28 protein-coding genes and 3 tRNA genes are annotated in these 22,207 nt (G+C 59.9%); 23 read left to right on the top strand and 8 right to left on the bottom strand.

Annotated elements, in window-relative coordinates; translation table 11 throughout:
- Positions 1 to 28: 28 nt before the first annotated feature.
- Complete coding sequence (locus tag AC781_RS00570; RefSeq protein ID WP_067771836.1) at positions 29 to 526, bottom strand: hypothetical protein; 498 nt, start codon at positions 524 to 526, stop codon at positions 29 to 31.
- A 211-nt stretch (positions 527 to 737) separates the two neighbouring features.
- On the opposite strand from AC781_RS00570, the gene AC781_RS00565 reads away from it, so the two are divergent.
- From AC781_RS00565 to AC781_RS00555, 3 genes are all read left to right on the top strand, one after another.
- Positions 738 to 812: transfer RNA gene (locus AC781_RS00565), tRNA-Thr, on the top strand.
- A 38-nt stretch (positions 813 to 850) separates the two neighbouring features.
- Positions 851 to 926, top strand: a tRNA-Lys gene (locus AC781_RS00560).
- A gap of 36 nt (positions 927 to 962) precedes the next feature.
- Positions 963 to 1,038 (top strand) — tRNA-Lys (locus tag AC781_RS00555).
- 95 nt (positions 1,039 to 1,133) lie between these two features.
- Here the strand turns inward: AC781_RS00555 and AC781_RS00550 are convergent.
- The 7 genes from AC781_RS00550 to AC781_RS13505 form a co-directional block, all read right to left on the bottom strand.
- Positions 1,134 to 1,475 carry an SPRY domain-containing protein gene (locus AC781_RS00550; protein ID WP_067771833.1) on the bottom strand — a complete coding sequence of 114 codons (342 nt, stop codon included), beginning with the start codon at positions 1,473 to 1,475 and terminating at the stop codon, positions 1,134 to 1,136.
- 191 nt (positions 1,476 to 1,666) lie between these two features.
- Complete coding sequence (locus tag AC781_RS00545; protein ID WP_067771830.1) at positions 1,667 to 2,674, bottom strand: AAA family ATPase; 1,008 nt, start codon at positions 2,672 to 2,674, stop codon at positions 1,667 to 1,669.
- 20 nt (positions 2,675 to 2,694) lie between these two features.
- Positions 2,695 to 4,731, bottom strand: coding sequence for a hypothetical protein (locus AC781_RS00540; protein WP_067771827.1), 2,037 nt, complete (start codon positions 4,729 to 4,731; stop codon positions 2,695 to 2,697).
- Positions 4,728 to 5,420 carry a hypothetical protein gene (locus tag AC781_RS00535; RefSeq protein WP_141675644.1) on the bottom strand — a complete coding sequence of 231 codons (693 nt, stop codon included), beginning with the start codon at positions 5,418 to 5,420 and terminating at the stop codon, positions 4,728 to 4,730. Before AC781_RS00535 ends, AC781_RS00540 begins: the two co-directional genes overlap by 4 nt.
- 71 nt (positions 5,421 to 5,491) lie before the next feature.
- Positions 5,492 to 5,770: a sigma factor-like helix-turn-helix DNA-binding protein gene (locus tag AC781_RS00530; RefSeq protein WP_071133351.1), complete on the bottom strand. Its 279-nt coding sequence runs from the start codon at positions 5,768 to 5,770 to the stop codon at positions 5,492 to 5,494.
- A 1-nt stretch (position 5,771) separates the two neighbouring features.
- Positions 5,772 to 6,176 (bottom strand): hypothetical protein, encoded by a 405-nt coding sequence (locus tag AC781_RS00525; protein WP_141675643.1) that lies wholly within the window; start codon positions 6,174 to 6,176, stop codon positions 5,772 to 5,774.
- 8 nt (positions 6,177 to 6,184) lie between these two features.
- Positions 6,185 to 6,400 carry a helix-turn-helix domain-containing protein gene (locus AC781_RS13505; protein WP_156850337.1) on the bottom strand — a complete coding sequence of 72 codons (216 nt, stop codon included), beginning with the start codon at positions 6,398 to 6,400 and terminating at the stop codon, positions 6,185 to 6,187.
- 86 nt (positions 6,401 to 6,486) lie between these two features.
- Between AC781_RS13505 and AC781_RS13190 the strand changes: the two genes are divergently transcribed.
- From AC781_RS13190 to AC781_RS00430, 20 genes are all read left to right on the top strand, one after another.
- Positions 6,487 to 6,804, top strand: coding sequence for a helix-turn-helix domain-containing protein (locus tag AC781_RS13190; RefSeq protein ID WP_083076310.1), 318 nt, complete (start codon positions 6,487 to 6,489; stop codon positions 6,802 to 6,804).
- Between the two features lie 19 nt (positions 6,805 to 6,823).
- Positions 6,824 to 7,465, top strand: coding sequence for a hypothetical protein (locus AC781_RS00520; RefSeq protein ID WP_067771815.1), 642 nt, complete (start codon positions 6,824 to 6,826; stop codon positions 7,463 to 7,465).
- Between the two features lie 14 nt (positions 7,466 to 7,479).
- Positions 7,480 to 8,055, top strand: coding sequence for a hypothetical protein (locus tag AC781_RS00515; protein ID WP_067771812.1), 576 nt, complete (start codon positions 7,480 to 7,482; stop codon positions 8,053 to 8,055).
- Positions 8,052 to 8,327, top strand: a complete 276-nt coding sequence (locus tag AC781_RS00510) for a hypothetical protein (RefSeq protein ID WP_067771809.1) — start codon at positions 8,052 to 8,054, stop codon at positions 8,325 to 8,327. Before AC781_RS00515 ends, AC781_RS00510 begins: the two co-directional genes overlap by 4 nt.
- An 88-nt stretch (positions 8,328 to 8,415) precedes the next feature.
- On the top strand, positions 8,416 to 8,670 hold the full coding sequence (locus tag AC781_RS00505; RefSeq protein ID WP_067771806.1) for a hypothetical protein: 255 nt from the start codon (positions 8,416 to 8,418) through the stop codon (positions 8,668 to 8,670).
- 170 nt (positions 8,671 to 8,840) lie between these two features.
- Entirely contained in the window at positions 8,841 to 9,140 is a 300-nt protein-coding gene (locus AC781_RS00500) for a hypothetical protein (RefSeq protein ID WP_071133352.1), read from the top strand.
- A 49-nt stretch (positions 9,141 to 9,189) separates the two neighbouring features.
- The gene (locus AC781_RS00495; RefSeq protein WP_067771800.1) at positions 9,190 to 9,804 is read left to right on the top strand and encodes an N-acetylmuramoyl-L-alanine amidase; all 615 of its coding nucleotides are present in this window, start codon (positions 9,190 to 9,192) and stop codon (positions 9,802 to 9,804) included.
- Between the two features lie 4 nt (positions 9,805 to 9,808).
- Positions 9,809 to 10,222, top strand: a complete 414-nt coding sequence (locus tag AC781_RS00490; protein ID WP_067771797.1) for a hypothetical protein — start codon at positions 9,809 to 9,811, stop codon at positions 10,220 to 10,222.
- 58 nt (positions 10,223 to 10,280) lie between these two features.
- Positions 10,281 to 10,544, top strand: coding sequence for a hypothetical protein (locus AC781_RS00485; protein ID WP_067771794.1), 264 nt, complete (start codon positions 10,281 to 10,283; stop codon positions 10,542 to 10,544).
- A 67-nt stretch (positions 10,545 to 10,611) separates the two neighbouring features.
- Positions 10,612 to 11,172: a phage protein Gp27 family protein gene (locus tag AC781_RS00480; RefSeq protein WP_067771791.1), complete on the top strand. Its 561-nt coding sequence runs from the start codon at positions 10,612 to 10,614 to the stop codon at positions 11,170 to 11,172.
- The gene (locus AC781_RS00475; RefSeq protein WP_067771788.1) at positions 11,169 to 12,782 is read left to right on the top strand and encodes a hypothetical protein; all 1,614 of its coding nucleotides are present in this window, start codon (positions 11,169 to 11,171) and stop codon (positions 12,780 to 12,782) included. The genes AC781_RS00480 and AC781_RS00475 overlap by 4 nt, the downstream gene beginning before the upstream one ends.
- Positions 12,783 to 12,785: 3 nt before the next feature.
- On the top strand, positions 12,786 to 15,059 hold the full coding sequence (locus AC781_RS00470; protein ID WP_067771785.1) for a phage portal protein family protein: 2,274 nt from the start codon (positions 12,786 to 12,788) through the stop codon (positions 15,057 to 15,059).
- 123 nt (positions 15,060 to 15,182) lie between these two features.
- Positions 15,183 to 16,433 (top strand): phage protease, encoded by a 1,251-nt coding sequence (locus AC781_RS00465; protein WP_083076308.1) that lies wholly within the window; start codon positions 15,183 to 15,185, stop codon positions 16,431 to 16,433.
- A 21-nt stretch (positions 16,434 to 16,454) separates the two neighbouring features.
- Positions 16,455 to 16,886 carry a hypothetical protein gene (locus AC781_RS00460; protein ID WP_067771779.1) on the top strand — a complete coding sequence of 144 codons (432 nt, stop codon included), beginning with the start codon at positions 16,455 to 16,457 and terminating at the stop codon, positions 16,884 to 16,886.
- Positions 16,887 to 16,900: 14 nt separating this feature from the next.
- Positions 16,901 to 17,839 carry a hypothetical protein gene (locus AC781_RS00455; RefSeq protein WP_067771776.1) on the top strand — a complete coding sequence of 313 codons (939 nt, stop codon included), beginning with the start codon at positions 16,901 to 16,903 and terminating at the stop codon, positions 17,837 to 17,839.
- A 68-nt stretch (positions 17,840 to 17,907) separates the two neighbouring features.
- Positions 17,908 to 18,336 (top strand): hypothetical protein, encoded by a 429-nt coding sequence (locus AC781_RS00450; RefSeq protein ID WP_071133353.1) that lies wholly within the window; start codon positions 17,908 to 17,910, stop codon positions 18,334 to 18,336.
- The gene (locus AC781_RS00445; protein ID WP_067771770.1) at positions 18,333 to 18,773 is read left to right on the top strand and encodes a DUF1320 family protein; all 441 of its coding nucleotides are present in this window, start codon (positions 18,333 to 18,335) and stop codon (positions 18,771 to 18,773) included. The genes AC781_RS00450 and AC781_RS00445 overlap by 4 nt, the downstream gene beginning before the upstream one ends.
- 163 nt (positions 18,774 to 18,936) lie before the next feature.
- On the top strand, positions 18,937 to 19,728 hold the full coding sequence (locus tag AC781_RS00440; protein WP_067771767.1) for a hypothetical protein: 792 nt from the start codon (positions 18,937 to 18,939) through the stop codon (positions 19,726 to 19,728).
- A 22-nt stretch (positions 19,729 to 19,750) separates the two neighbouring features.
- Positions 19,751 to 21,781 (top strand): hypothetical protein, encoded by a 2,031-nt coding sequence (locus AC781_RS00435; RefSeq protein WP_067771764.1) that lies wholly within the window; start codon positions 19,751 to 19,753, stop codon positions 21,779 to 21,781.
- Complete coding sequence (locus AC781_RS00430; protein WP_067771761.1) at positions 21,778 to 22,200, top strand: hypothetical protein; 423 nt, start codon at positions 21,778 to 21,780, stop codon at positions 22,198 to 22,200. Before AC781_RS00435 ends, AC781_RS00430 begins: the two co-directional genes overlap by 4 nt.
- The last annotated feature ends 7 nt before the right edge of the window (positions 22,201 to 22,207 follow it).

The following is a 22,207-nucleotide window of genomic DNA, read 5'->3' as shown; positions in this document are numbered from 1 at the left end:
GGGCGGTAAGATGGAGGGAACCTCGCGATCAGCGGACGGTGATGCGGGGGTCGTTCTGAAGGACGTAGTCGAGAGCTTCCCAACCTTCAGGCGTCTGGTTCTGGAACATTTGCAGATAGGTGGAAGCGACGCCAGGCGGATATTTTTCGAAGAGCTGGTCGACGGCAAGGCCGAGTTTCTCCGGGTCGAGGACGGTGGGCAGGTCGTCGACGACGCCGTGGCCGTTGTGTTCGATGCCGAGCGTGTTGATGAAGTCGACGAGCATGGGTTCGTGTTTGCGGAGGAGCCAGACCTGAAGAAGGTGGTCGGCGATGTCGCCGGCCGGTTTCCACGAGAGCATTTTCTGGAGCCATGCGAGCTGGTCCGCCACGGGTTTCTGCTGGACGAACTGGGGACGGAGTTTTTTGAGAGCCGCAAGTTCACGGACGGCAGCGCGGTAGACGCCGCGTTCCTGATTGCGCATCCAGTCGAGGATGTCATTGATGGTCTCTTCGTCGGCCTGCTGGAAAATGGTATAGGACTTCATATGTTCTAGGCGGTGAACGGGAGTCAACCATATTCGTGTGGTTTTGTCGAGCTTAACCGTCGTCATTCCCCGGGAAAAATGGCTTTGAGCGGCTAAGATGGAGATCAGTGAGGTGCGTTGCTGCCAAGATGCGGTTTTTTTGGAGAAATGTGAAATTTAGTCTTGCCATGATGGGGAAAATATGATTAACTCCTGCCACGCTTCTGGCGTCGCCACTGTAGCTCAGGGGTAGAGCAACGCATTCGTAATGCGTGGGTCGTCGGTTCAATTCCGACCAGTGGCTCCATCCTCGCACAGGGTGGTGCGCTTGAAGGCGAACAAAGTGCCTCGTTAGCTCAGTTGGTAGAGCAGTTGACTCTTAATCAATTTGTCCTAGGTTCGAGTCCTAGACGGGGTACCAGTTCGCTTCCAGGAATGGAAGCGTTACATAGAGCATGCCTCGTTAGCTCAGTTGGTAGAGCAGTTGACTCTTAATCAATTTGTCCTAGGTTCGAGTCCTAGACGGGGTACCATTTTACGCAAAAACCCGGTTTCGGCCGGGTTTTTGCTTTGTCGACTTCGTCGGGGGTGGAATGCTTTGTTTCGGTGATGCCTTGGTACCGTATCATCATGGTTGTGGGGCGGCTTTGTCGGGCACGAAGCCGCCCCGTATGCCGATGCGTTTCAGCGGGCGTGCCACCGGTTTGATGTTGAATGTGTAAGACTTTCTAGACAGGTCGGGCGACGGCAGGTCGAGGCAGGAGGCAATGCCTGAATGAGGCGTGAGGAAGGTGAGGGTGTAGGTGCTGCCGCCTCGTTGTACGCAAGTGCTCCAGGAGTTGACAGAGTCGGTTGTGTCGACTATGGCTGTGTTTGCTCCCGTTTTTCGATAGGTTTGCGTGACGTTTTGTTCCATCCAAGGCTCCAAGAGGTTGGCGTAGGAAAATGTGGGATATGATTTCTGGTCCATGTCAAGGTGGTATAGATGTGATTGACATGTAGTTGGGATATGGTGCCATCTTTTATGATTGTTTGGAGCGTTTCTGATTCGATATTCAAAGTGATTTGGCAGGAATGTCCCATGCACGCCTCAGGCGCGCGTTGTGCATGAGGTGTGCATGGCTGCATAGGTCGAAAGCGGATAATGCGGTTTGTCCATGGTCATCGGTTGGTGAGTTGTTGTTGCGGCTGCGGGTTGCGGGCGGCATGGAAATAGGCCCATGATCCGGCGGCATCCTGCAGCATGGCCTGGCGGCGGGCGCGGTGCATGTAGAGGCAGAGCCTGCCGAGGCCGTCTTCCCTGCCGATGGAGCCGATGACGGACCACGTATCCGCATCCGGTTCCGGCAGCCCCGCCTGCCGTGCCAGTGCGCGCACCTCCGCCTTGCTGGGGTATTCCGGCAGCAGCAGGGTTTCTCCGCTTTTGGCGATGCGGTCGAGGAGGTCGATTTTCTCCAGGGCATCGCCGAACGTCGGATCGCCGCACAGGATCATGCCGCAGCGCGTGGCTTTGTGAAGATCGAGCAGCCACAGCAGCACATCCGTGATGCCGCGCCTGCCGGCGTGGATCGCCTTGTCCACATCGTCCACGATGACCAGGTAGTTGCGCGTGATGACGCGGCGCAGGTGGTGCATGGCCGTGAAGTCGTCCGTCGGCGCATCCACCCCGGCCGCTTCGCACAGGAGGCGGCCCAGTTTGAAGGCGGTCGGCCGGGTCGGCATCGTCACCATCAGCGTGAGCGGGGCAAAGTCCGGATTGGCGGCATACGCCTCCAGCGCCATGGTTTTGCCGCAGAGGGCGCGTCCGGCGATGCAGTTGACGGTCGAGTCCGCCACGGCGGCCAGGCACAGGCGGTGTATCTGTTCGCCGGTTTCCGTGGGCACGAATTCCACGGATCGGCCCAGCATGCGGGTGGCGATGTCCGCCCTCCGCGTCGCTTCGGCGCGGTGGCCGGCCGTCTCGACCTGCAGGCGCAATTTGCGGATGGCCTCCAGCACGTTGGTCATATCCGCATGGTAGGTGCCTGCCAGCAGGCGGCGGACGACGGTGGCGCTGTACCCCATCTGTTTGGCGATGCTGGCCGCCGTTTTGTCCCGGGCGTAGCCGCGCAGCCAGTCGAGGGCTGCATCCGTGCCGGGTATCGGTTGTGTGTGTTCGTTGTCGCTCATGGTTGGTGTGGTGGTGATGGTCAATAGTTGGTTTCGGGGAGGTCGTTGTCCGGGGGGAGCCTGGGGGGAGGATCGTCCATGCGGGGCAGCCCTTTTTGCCGGGCGGCGATCCGGCGTTCCGCACGGCGTGCTTCGCCGTCTTCCAGCCGTTCCTGCGGCGTGCGGCAGGTGCCCTGGATGATGGAGGCATTGTGTTCCCGGCGTGCGACGATGGCCGCTTCTTCGTTCATGCGGGTCACGCGCATGTCCTGCAGGCGGGAGGCCGTCTGGCTTTTGGCGCGCCCGAGCTGGGAGCGCAGGGCTTCGTCGTCTCCCAGCCTGCCGCGCTGCACCAGCGGCGCGTAGCCCAGCACGACATCCCGCTCGTCGAGGACGTACATTTTGCCGAGATCGAAGGGGTTGATGATGCCTTTGTAGCCGATGCGCGGGCCGAAGTCTTTCAGGTAGCCGTCCGGCGTGACCAGTTCGCGGTCGTAAATCAGTTTTCCGGGGGCAAGCTTCCGGTCCTGTATGTAAAAATAGCTGCCGTTCGCCCGGATGTCGCGGGCCATGCGGATGCCCAGCAGTTCCGCCGCCTGCACGATGGAGAGTTTCACCAGGGTGTTGACGGGGTTCCGCATGCTGGAGTCCCATGCTTCCTGCGGGCTCATGCGGCGCATGCGGATGTGGCCCTTGCTCCGGGCTTCCAGCTGCAGCAGGAAGTTTTTCTGATCGGCGTCCAGTTGCGACAGGTCGCCCCATTGGCCGCCGGATGGGTCGAAGCTGTATTCCTGCCGGAAGAATCCGCAATCCGCCCATCCTTCCAGATCGTGGTCGGTGCGTCCGTTCAGATCGGCCACGATGGAGGGCAGCATGGAGCACACTTCATGGAACGGCAGCAGGATGTCTTCCAGCATCGCCGCCTTTTCGGCAGGGAGCCTGTCTTTCGCCTTGGAGATTTTCCGCTGCTCGCGTTCCATGCCCCACAGCCATTCCGGTTCCGTGCGGTCGTGGCCCGTTGCGCCGGGAAGGAACGACAATCTGTTGTGCTGGGGATTGTGGTAGCTTTCGAGATAGGCCTTGTTTCGGGGGTTGCCGCAGGATTTGCCGCCGAACTCGTGCAGCATCGCCTGCACGCTGCCGTGCATCCCGCCCCGCTTCACCCGCACGCATCCGCCCGTCAGCAAGAGCAGCTGTTCCTCGATTTCGCGGGAGATGGAGGCCGTCTGGTTTTCCACCAGCAACACGGTGCCTCGCGGGCTGTAGCCCACGTTCACCAGGTAGTCGCAGAGGATGTAGAGCATTTCGTCGCCGTTCAGCCCGGCGCGTGTGCCGTCTTCCCGTTCGAAGGAGAACTTCGTACCCCAGCAGAGGCGGCGGCCCGTGAAGACATCGTTGCATCCCAGCTGGAGGGGGCGGCCGATCTGGTCCGTGCCGTTCACGCGGGCGATCGTCTTCACATCCAAATGCACATCATCAAAAGCCACGAAGGCGCAGGGGTAGGAGCCTGCACGCGTCCGGAATACCTGCGGCAGGTACCGCGCTCCGGCCCGCATGCCGTGTTTGGCCAGTACCGCCTCCTCCTTCGTCGGGAAGAGCCGGGCGATCTGCCGGTAGCTCCAACCGGGCGGGATGCTCACCAGCCCGTTGGCATCCATCCGCCGCCAGTCCTCGTAACCGGGTATGGGCATGCCGGATTGCAGCCTGCGCACCAGCTCGGCATGCGCCGCCTTGCCGTTGCGCTGGTACTTATAGAAGAGCTCTTTCACATAAGTGCGGAACAGGCCGTTGCGGGAGCGAGTCGCCTTGATCGCGCCCGCCCGGTACCGCTTGTCCACCGCCGCCAGCGCATCCCGGCCGGATTTCAGCCACTCGTTGAAGACGCGCTGCATCGACTTCGCCGAGTACGACACACGCAGCATCAGTGCCAGGCGGCGGGCCGCATCTTCATAAGCCTGCGTGCGGCATCCCGCAGGCGTTTCATCCAGCGTGCGGCAGGCAGCCAGCAGCAGCCGCGCCTTCTGCAGCTGGTCCAGAGGCAAGGCGAGCCCTTCGAGTTCCGCTTCCGTCATCGTCATGCCCTCCCTTCCGTTTCAAGCCCGCGCAGGATGTTCCGCATCTGCGATGCGAACAGGCCGTTGAACTCCCGCGTGCACAGCCCCGCCCGGCAATCCCGGTACGCCTCCGCTGCGGCCAGCAGCTTCGCCGCATCCTCCTGAGCCTCCCGCTCCCCGGCCACCTGGCGCTCCATCGCCTCCTCCATCGCATCCCGCATGTTCGCCTTGCTGTGCTTCGCTCCGCGGGATTCGGAATCGTCCACCACCTCGGCCAGAAACTCCTTGATCGTGCTGGCCTGTGAAATCTCGCCCAAGGCCAGGTAAAAATCCTGCCCGGGTCGCGTGGCCAGCATCTGCATCACCGCCGCTGCACGCTCCTCGCTGATCCGCTTCGCCGCCTCCACAGCCGCATCGTACACGGCCATGTAATTCCCGGCCTGTTTTTCTCCGAAATTGAAATGCGAAATCAATTTCGCATTTGATTTACTGCGGCTGTTTTTGAAAAGTTTCCCCCACTCTCCATGCTTGCATTGGTCTTTGATGGTACGCAGCGTATGCCCGAGCACCACAGCCATCTGCCAGGTGCGCACGGCCATCTGCTGCACCTGCCCGTGCAGGTGGTTGGCGTAATCGATGCGCGCATCCGGCAAAAACACGGTCACGGGTGCGGCATCCGGCACGATCATCAATTCATATCTCTCGGTCTTCATCTCGGTATCGGGTATTGTCTTCTTGAAATCCATCAAAAAAAATCTGTGTCGCATCTGCGGAATCTGTGGCTCTACCCCTGCCTCTCGGCCCGGCGTAGCTGGTCAATCACCTGCTGCAGCTCCTGGAGCAATTGGGGGTCGCGCACCAGGGCGAGACGCATCTTGTGCAGGGCTTTCCCTTCGATCTGGCGCACCGCCTCGGCGGAAATCCCCATCACCCTGCCCAGCTCCTCCCGGGACGGGCGGTCGGACACTCCCCAGGCATCCCGGAAATCGTCCAGATCCAGCAAAGCCAGCATCAGGGCTTGTTCCGTCGGCGTCAGGTCCATCTTGAAAGGTAAAAGTGCCACGTTAAAAAATCAGGCGAAAGGCCTGTCCGATCAGCAGCAGAATACCGAACAGCACACCCCAGGCGAGCGGCAGCAGCACGATCACCGGCAGGCGAAGCACGATGCGCTCGGCTGCCTGCAGGAAGCGGCTTCGGCGGCGCGGGGCGGAAACCCTCCACAGCCAGCAATCGTCGATCGGCAGCGTTCCGATATGGCACAGCACCGGCGCATGCACCGGCTGCAGCCTGACCACGGCCATGGCTTCATCCCGGCGCGACCACTCGCGAAAGGTCATCCCTGTCCGGCGGTAGCGGCGGCGGTGTTCGGAGGCCCGCATCCGGTCGAGGAACAGCGTCATCTCATCGGGAGCCATACCGCTGGAGGGCGGCATCGCAGGCACGTATCTCATGGTTCCAAGGGCTATCATGGCGTCAGTCAGGCTTTGGATTTTCGGCGAATCACCAGCTTCTTGCGAAAAGGCAAAGACAGCAGCTTCCGCAGCACAACCTGGCTTCGGTTGCGCCCGGCGAGCACCCTGCAGATCGTCGATTTATGGTATCCCGTAGCAGCGGCGGCCTGAGCTGCAGTCCACCCGCGGCTGTAGAGCCATCGCATATCATAGCAATGTGATTGATTTGTGTCGGTATTCATGATAACTTGCCTTTTGTAAAAGCAACTATGTTGCTTCGCATGTCATTACTAATATGTCGAACGACAGAAAAAATCAATAATAAAATATGCCAAATGACATTTTTATTTCTCGCTTACAAGTGATGTCTATTCGTTTGAAGTTAACACAGAAAACATTAGGAGAACTTTGCAATGTAAATCAAGCGACCATATCTTCTTATTTATCGGGGCGAAGAAGTCCTGGAGCCGATGAATTGGCTCGTCTATCTGCCGCACTCGGTGTATCTATGGATTGGTTATGGGGCGTATCCGAAAAAATGGGAGAATCTGATATCTCTCAAATGGAAAACAATAAACTACAAAGAAAAATGGAAGCCTTAAAAAAACGTTTGATTTCCGATTTGGCGTTTATTGATGAATCATAACTAAACAAAAAGAAAATATATGAATCAGATAAATGACGAATCGCATATTGATACGAAAAGTTTATATCTTACATGGATCGGATTTGTGGAAGCGATAATATATTGCATGCACTTGAAGCATGATGAAGAAATAGAAACTGCAAATATGAAATCGCTCATCTCATCAGACAAAATGGATAGTGCGATGCATCAATTTTGGGATCATGTTTTTTACGATGGATCCATTCCTCGGTTCTGTCCAGATATGGCATTTCAGGGAATTATGAGATTACAATTCGTAAGAGATTTATTTGCATCATATATGGAAATGTTTGACGAAGATATTGTGTTCCCTGGATTCGGACAGAGAGGAATCAGAGAAGACTTGGGCAGAAATTATAATTTGCATAAAATTTGCAAACGAATCACTTCACAGATTTGGAGAAAAAAGGCAGTTGGATGGTTATATCAAAAATTACACCTTGATGCAGATGAGTGGACATTGGGTAGTAGTAACGTTTTTTGTCGAACCTTAACAGATGAAGAAAGTGAATTTGTTGCATCATCCAAAAATGATTTTTTGCATATCTTCCAAGATGCTATCATGCCATCTGATAAAAAAATCGATCGTATGCAAGATGTTTATAAAATATATATTTATAAAACACATCCTAAAAAATAATCTTGCATCGAATCATGAAAAATCAAAAGTATAGCTCTATTCATATCGCGAGAATGAAAATTATAACTTTCAGTTTAATTTCCTGTTTTCTCGTTTCGTGTGGTAAAGAAGACAATCCGTACAATAAACAGCTGGAAGAAAATGCAAAACAGATAGCGCGGCTTGAACGGGAAATACATCAGGAACGCTTGAAGGAAGAGCAGCGGCAACGGCAAGCTGAAAGGCAAGCAGCAGAGAACGAAAAAAACAGAATCAAGGCAGGTGAAATAGCCACCGCGAAGGCATTCAAAGAAACATCTGCACGATCAGCCCAAACTGAAGAAGAAATCAGAAATTTTAAATTAGACGGATTACTCGCAATAGTCCAAGGTAAAGAGGCGAGGGATGAAATAGCTCATACTTGGGCTTATCGATTCAAAAATAGAATTAGCGAAGAACGTTCCAAATCATATCTGACTCTGCACAATAAACTGTATCAGGAATACGAAGAACAAAAAATCACCAAGGAGGCATATCAGGAAGCGATGAAAAACGCGATGGAAGAATCGAAAAGGAATCTTGAAGACTTGGAATATCAAATTAATAAATGACACCCTCCTTATGGACATGGCAAATCGTGGCCTATCTATGCTGCGTAGCCATCGGCTGGCTGGCGCATGATGCGTACAATCTCGCGACGAAGCCCGATCGGGTGCCGGAGCAAAAGAAATCCGCCGTGCGCTACTGGGTCAACACGAAGTGGAAAGCTGCCGGACGCATCCATGTGGACGGCTGCAAATGGTACGGCATCGGCCATGGTTACTACACGGCCAATCCTCCCGCAGAAGCGGTGCCCTGCAAGTTATGCCAGCCGCAAAACTAGCCTACGAAACAACGTGGGATAATGATGCAAACGCCTCACTGTGTATCGTATGGCACAATTTGCTTGTGACGTATGGTATCATGAGTGCATGAGCGACACCTTGCCCCCTGTAGAAGACCGTATCGGCGTGTACGATGCCATGGAGATACTGGGCTACAAGTCTCGCCACACGGTATTGTCCATGATCGGCGACGGCGTACTGATGGGGTGGAGGCGCCCCCGCGGCCGGAAATACATCCTGAGCCGCAGGCAGGTGGAACATCTGGACAAACAATTGATTGAAAAGGCCCGGCAAGACATGGAAGAACGCCGCGCCGTAAGCCAGCTGCTGCTGGACATCTGATCCGCGCCATCCTCTCTGTCCACAGGCTGAAAACCGACCGCACCGCGATGGTGCGGTTTTTTTGTGCGTTTTGTGCAAAACGTGTATTTTGTGCGTTTTGTGCGTTTTGTGCATCGGCAGCATGTCGATTGAAAAACCTGTGGCAAGCTGTGTGCATGTCCAGGCCGTCCATGATCCGCACGATCGCCCACACCGTCGCTCAATGGGTGAGGTATCGTCGCTGCATGGGCCTGCTCGGAACACCCGAATACCCGGCCACGGGCTGCCCTTGCCGCCATCATCGTGCTGCCAAGTCCCGTCCTGCCACCGTGCAGGGCGGGCACCCCGCCACGAACACGCCGGAAACAAACACATCCCATGAAACACTCAGCCACAGATTCCACGGATTGGCACTGATTTATTTTGTCGATCAATACTTTTGCTTTATCAAACCGGCAGTCGGCCGGATTCGGGTGCCCGGAAATCTGTGAACCATCTGCGCCCATCTGTGGCTAAAACCCTCATCCACCACACACGATCATGAACACAGTCGCCTTATCCATCGGCCACAGCCCCCGCGACGGCGGAGCCGTCATGGCGGACGGCAGCCAGTCGGAATACCAGTACTGGCTGGAGCACGCCCCGAAAATCAAACGCATCCTGGAGCAGCAATACGGCATCTCCGCCGTCATCGTCAACCGCCTTGTCAACGGCGGCGGAACGACGCCCGGCCACGCCGCCGCAGCCTGCAACGCCACGGATGCCATCCTCGCCGTTGATCTCCATTTCAACTCATTCGAACCCGCATCCAACGGCACGGAAACCCTCTGCTGGTACAACAGCGCACGCGGCGAAACCGCCGCCCGGCACCTGCAGCGCGCCATCTGCGAATGCCTCGGCACGCGCGACCGCGGCATCATCTACGTCTGCCCGGACAAACGCACGGAAGCCATCATCGCCTCATCCGGCGTACGTGCCGACAGCTCCCGCGCCGTCAGCTACTTCCAGAAAACCCGCATGGCCGCCATCATGATCGAACCCTGCTTCGGCGGCAGCAACCCGGGCGAATGCCGCCTCCTGCAGGACCGCGCGGACGCCCTCTGCGCCGCCATCGCCCAGGGCATCGCCGGAGCCGTCAAAGCCATCGCCGCCTGACGCCATGATCGCCTCTCTCCCACTACTCCTCGCCGAAGCGGCCCCCGACGGCTACATCTCCGTCGCCACCGTCGCCGCCCTCATCGTCGCCATCCTCGGCGCGGCGGGGGCTGCCGGATGGAAAGTCAACAAAACCGCGCGGGAAAAAGGAGCCGAAGAAGAACGCGCCCGCCTCAAAACGGACACCCTCATCTCGCCCACCCCGCTTCCCATCGTCAAGCACCCGGAATACATCACGCGCGACGAACACGCGAAACTGGAAGGCCGCGTCACCCGCCTGGAAGAAAAACACGAATCCGTCACCCGGCAAATCTTCGACAGGCTCAACCCCATCGCCGAAACCGTCGCGGAAATGCGCGGCGAAATGAAAGGACTCCACCAGCTCCTCCAGCAAATCGCCTCCGCCTCGAAAAAATGATCCCGCTCCTCCTCATCATCATCCTGGCCGCCTACGGCCGCAAACACCCCGCTGCATCATGAACGAAGAACAGACACTCGCCGAAGTCAAACTGGCCATCATGCGCACCCTGCGCGTCATCTCCGCACCCCTCCTGCTGCCGGACACCACCCTCCGCGCCCATGTCGACATCGCCCTGCCGACGCGCATCCCGGACGCAACCTACAACGAAGCCGTCGCCGCCCTGAAAGTACGCGGCTACATCACCGGCACGCCGAACGAACTTGCCGGGTACAAATGGGCGCTCACCGACGCCGGACGCGTCGCCGCCCAGGAAATATGAACAGTGAAAAATGAAGAGTGAATAGTTAAAAATTATTACCTCTTACCTGATACCTCTTATCTGAATCATGGCCGCCACCCCAAAAAAACTGCGATCGGACAGCGTCATCGGCTCCCTCCCTCCCGACATCCGGGCGGAAGTGGATGCCATGGTCGTCTCGAACGCATCGGGCAGAGCCATACGCGACTACCTCGCGGAACAGGGCATCCGGTTATCCCTGAACAGCGTCCACCAATACATCAACCGCACGCAGGGGCAGGACGACCTGGCCACCCTGGCAGCCATCGCCCGCACCATCAACTCCGCCCCGACCGAAGGCATGACGGAAGCCATGCGGTGCCGCGTCAAACAGCGGGCCTTCGAATTCGCCCTGGACTCGTCGACCGATCCCAAGGCACTGGTGCAGCTGGTCAAACTCGTCAACGACTCGGAACGCGTCGGACTCATGCGCCGACAGGTCGAACTGGCTGAAATCCGTGCCGCCGAAGCCGTCCTGGCCAAAGCCATGTCGCCGGAAGTGCAGGAAATCCTGCACGGCGCCGCCACGCATGAGGAAAAAATCGCCATGCTCCGCCCGATCCTCTTCGGCGAAACGAAGCCCTACACCCCCACCTTCACCGAAGCATGAAACCCGCCCCTTCCGTCAAACCCCTGATCCAGTTCAAGGCTTACCAGCAAGTAGCGTTCGCGTTGCGGATGCGCATTGCCTTCTTTTTGTGGAGACGCCAAGGCGGGAAATCCTATACGATTGCAGCCAAGGCTCTCGACCGGATGTTATCCAAAGCAGGCCGCTCCTGCTTCTTCATCTCGGCATCTCTGAATGTAGGAAAAGAATTGCTGGAGAAGGAAGCAACCATCTGGCATGACGCCCTGCAGAAAATACACGATGCAGAAAACACCCTGAACGTGAGGCTGGGAGGAAACGTGGTGGACAGGAAAACACACCAACTGCTGGATGTATCCGATCTGGCAGAAATCATGCAAAAGAATTCGGCCCAAATACGCATCTATCACAGCCGCACCCGCTATAGCCGAACATTGATATTACCGCCAAATCCGGCAACGGCACGAAGCTGGACCGGAGACGTATTCGGTGACGAAGTCGGCTTTTGGCCCCATTGCCTCGAAGTACTGGATGCCGTCGAACCCATCATCGCCAGCAACCCCGAATTCATGATGTGGATGTTTACCACTCCATCTAAAGAGGAAAAACACTACATGTACGACGTGTTGAATCCGGGAACACGCAAGTTCACACCGAACCCGGAAGGCAATTTCTACAAGACGGAAACGGGCTACCCCGTGCACCGGGTGGACGCATACGATGCCGCTCTGGCAGGAGTACCCCTCTACGATCCGCAAACCGGGGAAGCCGTGGACTATGACACCTACCGGGCGCATTCCCTGGACAAACAATCGGCGGATCGCAACTATCTGTTGTCCTTCCTGCCCAGTGGCGAATCCGCCGTCAAACGCGCATGGCTCGACCGTGCCCAGGAAAAAGGAAGCGGCACATGCACCGCCATCGACCTGGCCGGACAGGACGTCACCGCCAACAACATCGCCTCCCTGATCGGCACGGCATGGGCGGACACCCTGACCGCCGACCCCTGCACCATGGGGCAGGACGTCGCCAGCACCACCAACAAAAAGTCCAACCCCTCGGCCCTCACCGTCCTGCAGAAAACGGACGGCATCTGCCATGCCCGCCTCATCGTCCGCTGGAAAACGGGAGACTACTACACCATGCAGGCGGCCATACGCCATGTGCTGCACCAGCTGGGGCGGGCCAACATCAGCGGCCTGTGGGTCGACTCGTCCAATGAAAAATTCTACTCCAACCTGCTGGCACGGGACATGCGCCACCACCTCAACGTCCGCGGCATCGCAGGCGGCGACAAAGTCCGCTACCAGGGCATGGACTCGGATGCCAAAACGGCCCTCGGCACCGCCTACTGCGCTGCTCTGGAAGACGGCACGATCGCCTTGCCTCCCGGCCAATGGGTCGCGGAAGACCATCGCCTCGTCATCCGCAACGGCGCCCGCTTCGAAGCCGAAATCTCCAAGGAAGGCTACCACGCCGACACCTTCGACTCCACCAAACTCGCCTACTGGGGCCACATCCGCCCCTCCTGCGACATGCTGCCGGAACCGATCGAACTTGCCCGGCCGGACATGCTGAACCCGTGGGATGCCTCCCTCCCCAACAACGCCGCATTACTCAACCGCCCGTTTTAAGCCATGAGCACACCCGTACCGGATTCCCGCCCGCTGCACTTTTCCAGCCTCGACCTCCAGGAGATGTCCGTCTCCCGGGACCAATGGCTGGAACGCACCCACCCTCTGGACTACCTGACGCTCCCGATCATGCGGGATGCCGTCAACGAAGCCATGCGCGGAGCCTGGTCCAACATTCAGTGGATATGGCACAACATCGAACAGGCGGACACCTACCTTTCCGTCTGCGTGGACCGGCGGCTTGCCGCCCTGAAGAAACTGCGCTGGGACATTCGGCCCAAAGACGGCCTGACCGATGCCGAAGCCTGCCTCGCCGACGCCCAGGCACGCACGCTGACCGACTTCTGCAACGCGATCGACAACATGGAAGAAGGCATCGCCGGACTGGCGCAGGCATCCTTCCGGCATTACCGCCACCTCCAGTTGCTTGAAACCGACACCTCCCTCCGCCTGAACCTCACAGACAACTGGAACTGGTGCCGGGACGGGTACAAGGGACCCTGGCGCTGGAATCCGGAAGCCACCTACGGCGCCACGATCGGAAAGGATCTTCCCGTCTCCATGGACAGCATCATCACCCGCATCTGCCCCCGGCCCATCGACCAGGTGGCCATGCTGCTGGTATTCGACCGCAAGAACGGCAAATGCCAGCTGGCGGTATACAATGGCCGATACGGCACGCCGCCCATGTACATCATCATGCCCGACGGAATCTCGGAAGAACAGAAAAAAGCCTTCATCGAATTCGGACGCCAGTGCCTCTCCAACAGTGCCGGAGTCCTGCCGCCCGGCAGCAAGGTGGAAACAGTCCAGCCCGGCTCCCTCGGCCCCGACTCTTTCACGCGGTACATCGACATGGCCTCGCAGGAAATCGTCCTACGCTGCACGGGCGGCCTCATGACCATGCTCACGGCGCCGGGAGAAGGAACGACGACCTCCACCGGCAACGCCCACCAGGACGCCTTCGATGCCATCGCCGCCGCCGAAGGGGAAGACATCGCCGCCCTCCTGCAACGGCATCTCTTCGCTCCGGCATTGAACCAGTGGCACCCCGGCCAGCCGCATCTGGTCGAATTCACGCTCGCCCCGCTGGAAGACAAGGGCACCTCCGAAATCGTCCAGTCCATCGCCATGCTCGCCTCCGCAGGCTACCGCCTCACCGACGACCAAGTCGCAGAACTCACGGGGCTGGACGTCACCAGCGCCAACATGGACGCCCGAGCCATCTACGCCGCCAAGTCCGCAGGATTCGTGCCGACCCAACAAAGCCTGGAAGAACGAATGGGCATGCCTCTGGCTCCCGTGCCTCTCACGCCGGAGCAGCAGGCTGCCGGCATGCTCAACAGCATGCACCGTCGCTTTGCCCCCACCATGCTGTGGCCGCAGGCCCGCAGAGTGTATGACGCCGCCACGGCCGTACGCATGCACAACCTGTCTGCTCGCCCTGCCGCACAGGTGCAGCCGGAAGACGGCATCACCGCCGAACAGCGTGCCATCCTCACACGCCTCGCCTCCATGCCGCTCGACCCGGCCCGCATCGAGGCCAAGGCGGAAAGCCTTCGAAAGGCCCTGCAGGAAGCGATCGCGCCCTATGCGCCCGATGATGCCTCCGACGCAGCATCCCCCCATGCACGCCCGATGCACGGCGCGGCACGGGGCACATCCGAACAGGATGGTGACAACCATGCGGCACAAAACGCGCAAACCTCCCCGGAAGACGAACCCGTCGCCGAAAATTACGGCACCAGCGAAGGCGCCAAAAAGGGGTGGGACAAAAGAGGACGCGGCCGCAAAGACCTCAAAACCGGATTCGGCCATGCCGCCGTCGGCAAAACGGGAACGGCCGAACAACTCGGCCTGGGCAGGCTGAAAGACATCTCGCCCGATCCCGCCTCGACTGCCAGCCACCCGGGCCGTGCCAAACGCGGCCTGACGCGCGGATTCAGCGCCCGGAGTATCGACGGCCAGAACGTGCACTTCACGCGCGACGTCCTCGACCACTGGGAAGCGGCCGGGAAAACATCCACCGAACAGGCCCGCCGCCTGCGCCACCTCTCCGAAGCCGTCCGCGCCGTCAAAAGCCCTCACGAAATATGGGAAAACCCGCGCGACGGGCAACGCACGTACCTGCGCTCCTACAAGGATGCCTCCGGCCATTACGTCCTGGCGGGCTTCGTCGTCGGCAAAACGGGCAACGTACGCACCTACTTCCACAACCGCAGACTGTCCAGCATGGAAAAAACGAGAAAAGGAACCCTCAAATACAAACGGGACTGAACCAAAGAGGACCGGACGCGGGGGCGCCTCCCGCCGATCGGTCGTCCGCTCCTTAACTTGCAGGGCCGCCAGAGCAGATTTCCAAGCACACCATAGCACAACGCCACACAAAGTCAACACGCCATGTCACAAATCCCCCCCTTCGACCAGTCCCCGCATGCACCGTTTCCCGTAGGGGAAGTGCCGCGATCCGCCTGGTACTGCATCGAACCCACCTACAACCACGCCACCGTCGAAATGGAGAAAGTCGGTCGAAGTCTCGGCTACGACATCCCCGAGAGCTGGTCGGATGAAGAGCTGCAGGCATTCGCGGAAAAAAACGGATTCGCCCGCGAACTGTCCACGGAAGAAGACCTCCTCCGCATCGTCGACAACTTCGAACGGTACGACAACGAAGGCAAAGGCATCCTCGTCACGCGCGACCATCTGTCGTGGGTGGACGTGCCGGACACGGGCGCCAGAGGATGGATCAAGGCATTATGCGTACCGGACGGCCGCCTGTGGGCGTGGATCGAATGGACGGATTCAGGGCACGCCCTCGTCAACTCCGGCGAATACTGCTTCTTCTCGACGGAATACGAATTTGCGGACTTCCGGAAAATCGAAGGCGGCGTCACACCTACCGCCCTGTATGCCTGCACCATCACCAACACCAACCGACACAAGGGACAAGTCCCCATCACCAACAGCCTCACCTCTACCCAAACCAAACACCACAACCAAACAAAACACATGAAACCCAAAGCAACACGCAATCGCGGCACGCAACCGATCACGGGCCAGCGCCGCAACTCCGGCACCTGCGAACCCGAGAAAGACCAGGAAAAGGCTGCCAACTCGGATGCCGACCCGGATGATCCCGATACCGCGACCAACTCCGAAACCGATCCGGACGAAACCGACCCCGAAACCAATGCGGACGGCGACGAAGAACTGACTCTGGACGACGCCGTCGCACAAATCGCCGAAATGCTCGGCCTCGATGCAACGGCCAATCCGGCCTCCCTCGTCTCGGCCGTATCCGACCTCCAGCGCAGCAACGAAGAACTCACCTCCGCCCTGGCCGAAGCCAACAAGGCAGCCGGCACAGGCGGAGCCGCCACCAACTCCGCCCGCTATCCCGGCCTGTTCGGAGTGCGGCGCAATGCGGCCAAACCGGCAGCGCCTCTCAAAGGGCACACGCCGAACCGCACCGTCACCATGCGCATCAACGGCGCAGACATGCAGGTACCGACCCAGGACATGGCCCTCGTCGACTACTGCCGGAAACACGTCAAGGAAGAATCCGCCCGCCTCGGCCGCCCTCTCAGCCCGGCCGAATACAATGCAGCCTACAACTCCGCCGTCAACTCCTACTCGGATGCAAGGCGCTAACCCACAACCGCACACAACCACATGATCGTACAAGACATCCCGCGCTTCCGCGCCAATTACACCGCCGAGCTGCGCCCCACGGGCCACCTCCACGAAGGCAAGTTCGGCAAATTCACCGCTTCGGGCGAAATCGCCCTGGCGACATCCTCCTCCGACATATTCGGCATCATCTCGGAACCCGACAGCCAGCTAGCCCAGATATGCGGCAACACCACGGGAGCCACCCTGATCCCGTACACCTTCGGCGGAGTGGTCGACGTCCAGCTCGGCGCCAATCCCGGCGTCATCTCCAAGGGCATCACGAAACTCAAGCTCAACAGCGACAGCACCGTATCCGCCGCCACCGGAGCATCGGGCGAAATCATCGTCGCCATGGCCATGCAGAACGTCACGGCCCAAACGGCCGGGCAACTCGTCAGCGCCATCATGCTGCCGCCCTCCACCAAACCCTAATCCCTCCCATCATCATGAGTACCACCACAGAATTTTGCTATCCCCTCTACGACCGCGCCGTCAACTACTTCAAAATCCCGGTCTTCAACGTCCTCGAATTCCTGGCTGCCCGCTGGGCGGGCAACATCGGAGGCATGGGCACCTACAAAAGCTGGCCGCAGGGCTACGTCTGGCGTCCTGTCGAAACGGAACGCGGCCTCCACGAAGTCGCCAAAACCATCAACACCGGCAGCGTCGACCTCCCCTTCATGCTGCAAGACCACAGCATCCGCATCGGGGTGGATGACAAGGAACTCAAGCGCAACCCCGGCAAAACGGCCGACCAGATCGCCAATGCCAAACTGGGCACCCTGCTGGGCACCTGGCGCACCTCGCAAACGGCCCAGGGCCTCCAGGCCCTGCGCGACAATGTGCCGGCTCTCTCGGGCATCGGCAATTGGTCCAATGCCTCCTCGAAACCGCTGACGGAACTGAAAGACCTGATCAGCGACTACCGCAACAACCACGGCGTGGAACCCAACCGCATCATATTCTCGCACCAGGCATGGGACATCCTGTCCGAAAACCCGAGCATCCTGCCCAGAATCCAGTACAACTCCACGCAAACGCTCACCCCCGAACGCCTGTACGAACTGCTGGGCCTCGATGCCGCCACCGGCACGAAGATACACCGAGTCACCGTCCCGGTAGGCACGGCCGCACCGGGACCGAACGTCCAAACGACGGGAGCCAACATGCTGGGTTCCGACGTCATGCTCACCTTCATCGACGATCAGAGCCAGTATGACGACCTCTGCGGCATGGCTATCCTGTACGGAGGAGACTCCGGACCGGTTGAAGTCCCCATCAAGTACCGCTCCGATGCGGAACACACCTGGTGGTACGAAATCGGCATGTCCCGCCAATTCGTCTTCCCCGCCATCGGCCTGAACAACCGCATCACCGTCAGCTGAACCATCCCCCATGCACGGCGCATGCCTGCACCGTGCATGGCGCCGCAACACAAAACCAGAACACACACATGGCTACAAAAAATACCAAGCAGGAACCTGCACCCGCCGCACCCAACAATCCGGAAATGGACGAAAATGCGGTCGCTGAACGCCAGCAACAAACCGACATCCCCGATCAGGAAACAAATGAATCGGCTGCCGCCAAAACAGGCCAAGACAAGCCTGACGAACAGCCCACAGGCACCAAACCAAATCAAGCGGAAGGCGAAGACAATGCCGAAAGGTTGATCCTTGACGGGTGCTGCTCCCTGCAACCCGTATCCGTCGAACCGTCACGCACGGAAATCCGAGTCCGCATCGCCTGCGCCCTGATCCAGTCACCCACATGGGGCAGCGTCATCACCGACGACAAACACCTGGAATGGATGATGGGCCGCGTGGACGCCGTCGCCGACGCCCTCCTGCAACACGAACAACCCTCCGAACAGGAATCATGAACTACTGGGTCGCCATCAGGCCGGACGACTTGTCCGCCGTCTTCGTCGGTGAAGAACTCACCGCCCTCACCAGGCCGGAAGCATCCGCCGCCGTCCAGGACGCCATCGACGACGTCACGGCCATCGTACGCGATGCCGTCGCGCAGAACCTGGCCAACATCCTGCCTGATGGCGCCCTCATCCCCCGCAGCCTGCGTCCGGCCGCGCTGGACATGATCGCATGGCGCCTCCTCAAACGGTACGCGCTGGCCATCACCGACGAACGCAAACAGGCCGCCGCCGAAGCCGCCGCCCGCATCGCCGAAGTACGCACGCAGAAGCAGCTTGTCCTCGATGCCACGGGCAAACTCCCCATCCAGCCCGCCAGCACCCCGGCGATCATCGCCCCCGACCCCGCCTACGGCAACGACGGCCCCGGACTCTACCCCATACCTTGATCCGGCGGCCACGAACGCAGAAGCCACAGATACCGCAGATGAACACTGATTTATTTTATATCAAAATATTACAGCTCCATCAATCCGGCGATCAGCCGGATTCGAACCCGGAAAAATCTGTGCATCGATCTGCGCCATCTGTGTAACCCAGCCTCCACCCACCATGCCATCCGCTGCCGACATCCTCAACGCCAAAACACCGCTCCCTGTCCGCATGACGTCGGAGCAGTGGGCGCGCATGTCTCCGGAACTCACCGTCCGCTCCATCTTCGGCGCTCTGGTGGACGACCTGGCCACCCTCCTGAAAATCCGGCAGCAGGCAGCGGCCATCCTCACAGGCGGAGCCTCCAAAACCGAAGCCCGCCATGCGATCACCGACATGCTCGATGCGATCGGCTACACTCCCGAACCGGGCGACGAAGGAACCATCCGAGACCTCTCCGGCACGGCGCGGAAAAACCTCATCCTCGAAACCCAGACCACGCAGGCAGCCAGCCGCGCCCAGGCCGAAGCCTACCGCGGATCGCTCGCCTTCCCGGCATACCGCCTCGTCCGCATGGGCGAACGCACCCAGCCGCGCGACTGGCCCTTGCGCTGGCGCATCGCCTACGGCGCAGTAGGCGGCGCCGGAGCCAGCGCCACCGAAATGGTCGCACTCACCACCTCGCCCATCTGGGCCGCCCTCTCCCGCTGGGGCAGCGACTACGCCCCCTACGACTACAACAGCGGCATGGACCGCATCCCCGTGGCGTGGGAAGAAGCGGCAGCCCTCGGCCTGATGGACGCCGCCGCCTACAACTCCCTCGACACCGCCCGCAACACACCGCCAGAACCCCTCTCCCTGGAAGCAACACTCCCGGACCTGCCGCCCGACCTGCGCGACCAGGCCACCGCCCTGATGGACGGCCTCGCCATGTGGGACGGGGATACACTCACGTTCACAGGCAACAATTAACTAATCACGCTCATCCGACGCCATGGCCGCAACCAAGCACTACATCGAAACCGTCGCCGGAGTCACCCGGCACATGATCCTCCGCCTCGCCAACCAGGACGGCACCCCGGCCACTGCTGCCGACTACGCCATCTACGGAGCAGCGCGGCTGGGCGATCGCATCCACCCCTTCGGCGCCGCCCCGATGGATCCATCCAGCGTCCGCCTCTCCATCCCTCCGCTGGTAGCCAGCAACTACGCCTACGACCTCTACGCCAAACACACCGCGACGGGAGTCGAACACGCCCTCCTGTGCGGCAGCATCCGCGTGGCGGACCGCGTCGCATCGATGCCGCCTGCCGACCAGGGCGGGGAACACATCGAAGCCTCCATCTCCTCGGACCTCACAGCCATCACCGTCACCGTCCAAATCGTCCCCGTCATCACCGCCGCCACCTGGGAAGCCATCGAAGGCAGCATCGCCACCGCCGACAGCCTCCTCGAAACGGCCTCCAACCTCCTCCCCGCAGCCCGGCAGGAAATCGCCACCGCCACCGGCACGGCCAAACAGCACATCACGGCACACGCAGCCGTCGAAACAGCCGCCGCCAAAAAGGAAATCAACCAAACCGCCGGACAGGCTGCCGCAGACACCGCCGACATCATCGCCGCCAGCGGTGAAGCCGCCCTCGAATCCATCTCCAGCGCGGAAGCCACCGTAATCGCCCAAGCCACGAACGACGGCATCAACGCCATCGGCCAAAGCATCACAGCAGGCACCGGCACCATCTCTGACGCCACGGCCTCCGGCAAATCCTCCATCGACACCTACATCGCCACCACGCAGGCCGACCTCGCCCGCAAATCACAGCCCAACATCTGGAGCGGAGTCAACACCTTCAACGCGCCGGTCGTCGCCAACGGCGGTATCATCATCCAGCCGACTGCTGCCGCCTCTTCCGTTGGCACCCACATGAGTGCATGGCTCTGGGCCTCGACGTACTGCACGGAGAGGGCAATCCCCTACATCGGCCGCTGGACAAGCGCCGCATGGACGGGCAACGACTGCCTGATGGAGAGCTACACCGTACCCGACCAGTCGACCTATCATCACCGCCTCACCTGCATGGCCCGCGTCGACGTCGCGTACCTTACGCGCCGCCGCAACTGCATGGACGAGGCCAAAAGCCGCATCGCCTGCGGCATCGAAACGAGGCCAGCTTCCACCTACACCCCGCATGCGGGCACCTATCCGTGGGACTGGGCCAGCGGTAACGAACTGCGGATCGTGGACACACCGCGCCATGCCGTCCGCTGCATGATGATACGCCATGCCTACAGCGTCCTCGGCTCCGTCCCTACGTCGTGGCGGCTCATCTACCCCGGACGGCTGGATGATCTGCACAGCCTGCAGATCATCAGCCGCGGTACCGAGTGGCACGCCCCCGTCTACATCGGCTGCCATGCCGGCAACCTGTATGCTGTCGAATGCAGCTACAGCCAGGCGACCAACCCGGCCGTCACGTCGGACGTGGGCCAATACTCGAGCATCATGTCGCGCGGCACGTTGTGGGTCAGCCGCACCTACCTGAGCGACCGCGCCAACCAGGACAAGCAGGACGTACCGCCCGCCATCACGATACATGCCCACACCATCCCTCTCCGCAACTGGACGACCTACAAACGCTGGCCCGAAGAACAGGCCCTCCTCGAAGCAGCCGACAAATCCTGGGTGGACTGGCGGTACGTCACCGCCAGCCTCGACTACACGCCCGCAGGCTCAGAAACCGTCATTGTCGCCGCCAACATCGGGCGGCATGTCTACGTTACCGCCGCCGCGCAGGACATCGGCCTCTCCGCATCCGTCTACCGCCCCAAGGCGGGCGACGACACCCTGCTGCCTGACGGCGTCGTGGTGGACATCGACACCGCGGCCACATGGCTCACCCACTCGGGCGGAGCCTTGCACCTCGCCGCCAACACCACGGGCGCGGAGCGCATCGCCAGCGTCTGGCTCTACTCCGCCTCGTTCACGGGCACCATCTACGAACTCCAAATCCACCAAAGCACATGATCCCTCAGCTTCAAATCACCTGTTGCCCAGCCGACTGGGACTCCTCCACCCTCACCGCCGCAGGCATTACATTGCCGGATGGCCGCACACTCCTGCCACGCGACATCATAGCCCGTGACCTGCCGCCCGACCTCCTCACCATCTGGCATGGAGCGGTCGACACCATCTCCACCCTCGACCCCGGAGGCTGGGCCGCCACTCTCATCATCGCCCGGCGGGGAGAAACCGCCGAACCACCGGCAGCAGAGGATGGCCTCAATGCCGCGCCCATCGTCATCCCTCACCTCACCCTAACCATTGACCGCCGCTGGGATGACGGCGCCACCGCTCCACCCATCACTCAGACCTATCCCGATCCCTACATGCTCCACTTCTTCGATATTCTTACCGCTGCCTCGTACTGGGTCGCGGATGCTTGATTTACCG

The organism is Neoakkermansia glycaniphila (assembly GCF_001683795.1).
In the GTDB taxonomy this organism is placed as follows: Bacteria; Verrucomicrobiota; Verrucomicrobiia; order Verrucomicrobiales; family Akkermansiaceae; genus Akkermansia; species Akkermansia glycaniphila.
The sequence above is the reverse complement of the archived record's forward strand: the minus strand, read 5'-3'. Positions and strand labels throughout refer to the sequence as shown.

Coding starts and splice junctions, on each gene's coding strand:
- AC781_RS00570 (WP_067771836.1), bottom strand. CDS start 526: ATGAAGTCCTATACCATTTTCCAGCAGGCCGACGAAGAGACCATCAAT.
- AC781_RS00550 (WP_067771833.1), bottom strand. CDS start 1,475: ATGGACCAGAAATCATATCCCACATTTTCCTACGCCAACCTCTTGGAG.
- AC781_RS00545 (WP_067771830.1), bottom strand. CDS start 2,674: ATGAGCGACAACGAACACACACAACCGATACCCGGCACGGATGCAGCC.
- AC781_RS00540 (WP_067771827.1), bottom strand. CDS start 4,731: ATGACGATGACGGAAGCGGAACTCGAAGGGCTCGCCTTGCCTCTGGAC.
- AC781_RS00535 (WP_141675644.1), bottom strand. CDS start 5,420: ATGAAGACCGAGAGATATGAATTGATGATCGTGCCGGATGCCGCACCC.
- AC781_RS00525 (WP_141675643.1), bottom strand. CDS start 6,176: ATGATAGCCCTTGGAACCATGAGATACGTGCCTGCGATGCCGCCCTCC.
- AC781_RS13505 (WP_156850337.1), bottom strand. CDS start 6,400: ATGAATACCGACACAAATCAATCACATTGCTATGATATGCGATGGCTC.
- AC781_RS13190 (WP_083076310.1), top strand. CDS start 6,487: ATGCCAAATGACATTTTTATTTCTCGCTTACAAGTGATGTCTATTCGT.
- AC781_RS00520 (WP_067771815.1), top strand. CDS start 6,824: ATGAATCAGATAAATGACGAATCGCATATTGATACGAAAAGTTTATAT.
- AC781_RS00515 (WP_067771812.1), top strand. CDS start 7,480: ATGAAAAATCAAAAGTATAGCTCTATTCATATCGCGAGAATGAAAATT.
- AC781_RS00510 (WP_067771809.1), top strand. CDS start 8,052: ATGACACCCTCCTTATGGACATGGCAAATCGTGGCCTATCTATGCTGC.
- AC781_RS00505 (WP_067771806.1), top strand. CDS start 8,416: ATGAGCGACACCTTGCCCCCTGTAGAAGACCGTATCGGCGTGTACGAT.
- AC781_RS00500 (WP_071133352.1), top strand. CDS start 8,841: ATGATCCGCACGATCGCCCACACCGTCGCTCAATGGGTGAGGTATCGT.
- AC781_RS00495 (WP_067771800.1), top strand. CDS start 9,190: ATGAACACAGTCGCCTTATCCATCGGCCACAGCCCCCGCGACGGCGGA.
- AC781_RS00490 (WP_067771797.1), top strand. CDS start 9,809: ATGATCGCCTCTCTCCCACTACTCCTCGCCGAAGCGGCCCCCGACGGC.
- AC781_RS00485 (WP_067771794.1), top strand. CDS start 10,281: ATGAACGAAGAACAGACACTCGCCGAAGTCAAACTGGCCATCATGCGC.
- AC781_RS00480 (WP_067771791.1), top strand. CDS start 10,612: ATGGCCGCCACCCCAAAAAAACTGCGATCGGACAGCGTCATCGGCTCC.
- AC781_RS00475 (WP_067771788.1), top strand. CDS start 11,169: ATGAAACCCGCCCCTTCCGTCAAACCCCTGATCCAGTTCAAGGCTTAC.
- AC781_RS00470 (WP_067771785.1), top strand. CDS start 12,786: ATGAGCACACCCGTACCGGATTCCCGCCCGCTGCACTTTTCCAGCCTC.
- AC781_RS00465 (WP_083076308.1), top strand. CDS start 15,183: ATGTCACAAATCCCCCCCTTCGACCAGTCCCCGCATGCACCGTTTCCC.
- AC781_RS00460 (WP_067771779.1), top strand. CDS start 16,455: ATGATCGTACAAGACATCCCGCGCTTCCGCGCCAATTACACCGCCGAG.
- AC781_RS00455 (WP_067771776.1), top strand. CDS start 16,901: ATGAGTACCACCACAGAATTTTGCTATCCCCTCTACGACCGCGCCGTC.
- AC781_RS00450 (WP_071133353.1), top strand. CDS start 17,908: ATGGCTACAAAAAATACCAAGCAGGAACCTGCACCCGCCGCACCCAAC.
- AC781_RS00445 (WP_067771770.1), top strand. CDS start 18,333: ATGAACTACTGGGTCGCCATCAGGCCGGACGACTTGTCCGCCGTCTTC.
- AC781_RS00440 (WP_067771767.1), top strand. CDS start 18,937: ATGCCATCCGCTGCCGACATCCTCAACGCCAAAACACCGCTCCCTGTC.
- AC781_RS00435 (WP_067771764.1), top strand. CDS start 19,751: ATGGCCGCAACCAAGCACTACATCGAAACCGTCGCCGGAGTCACCCGG.
- AC781_RS00430 (WP_067771761.1), top strand. CDS start 21,778: ATGATCCCTCAGCTTCAAATCACCTGTTGCCCAGCCGACTGGGACTCC.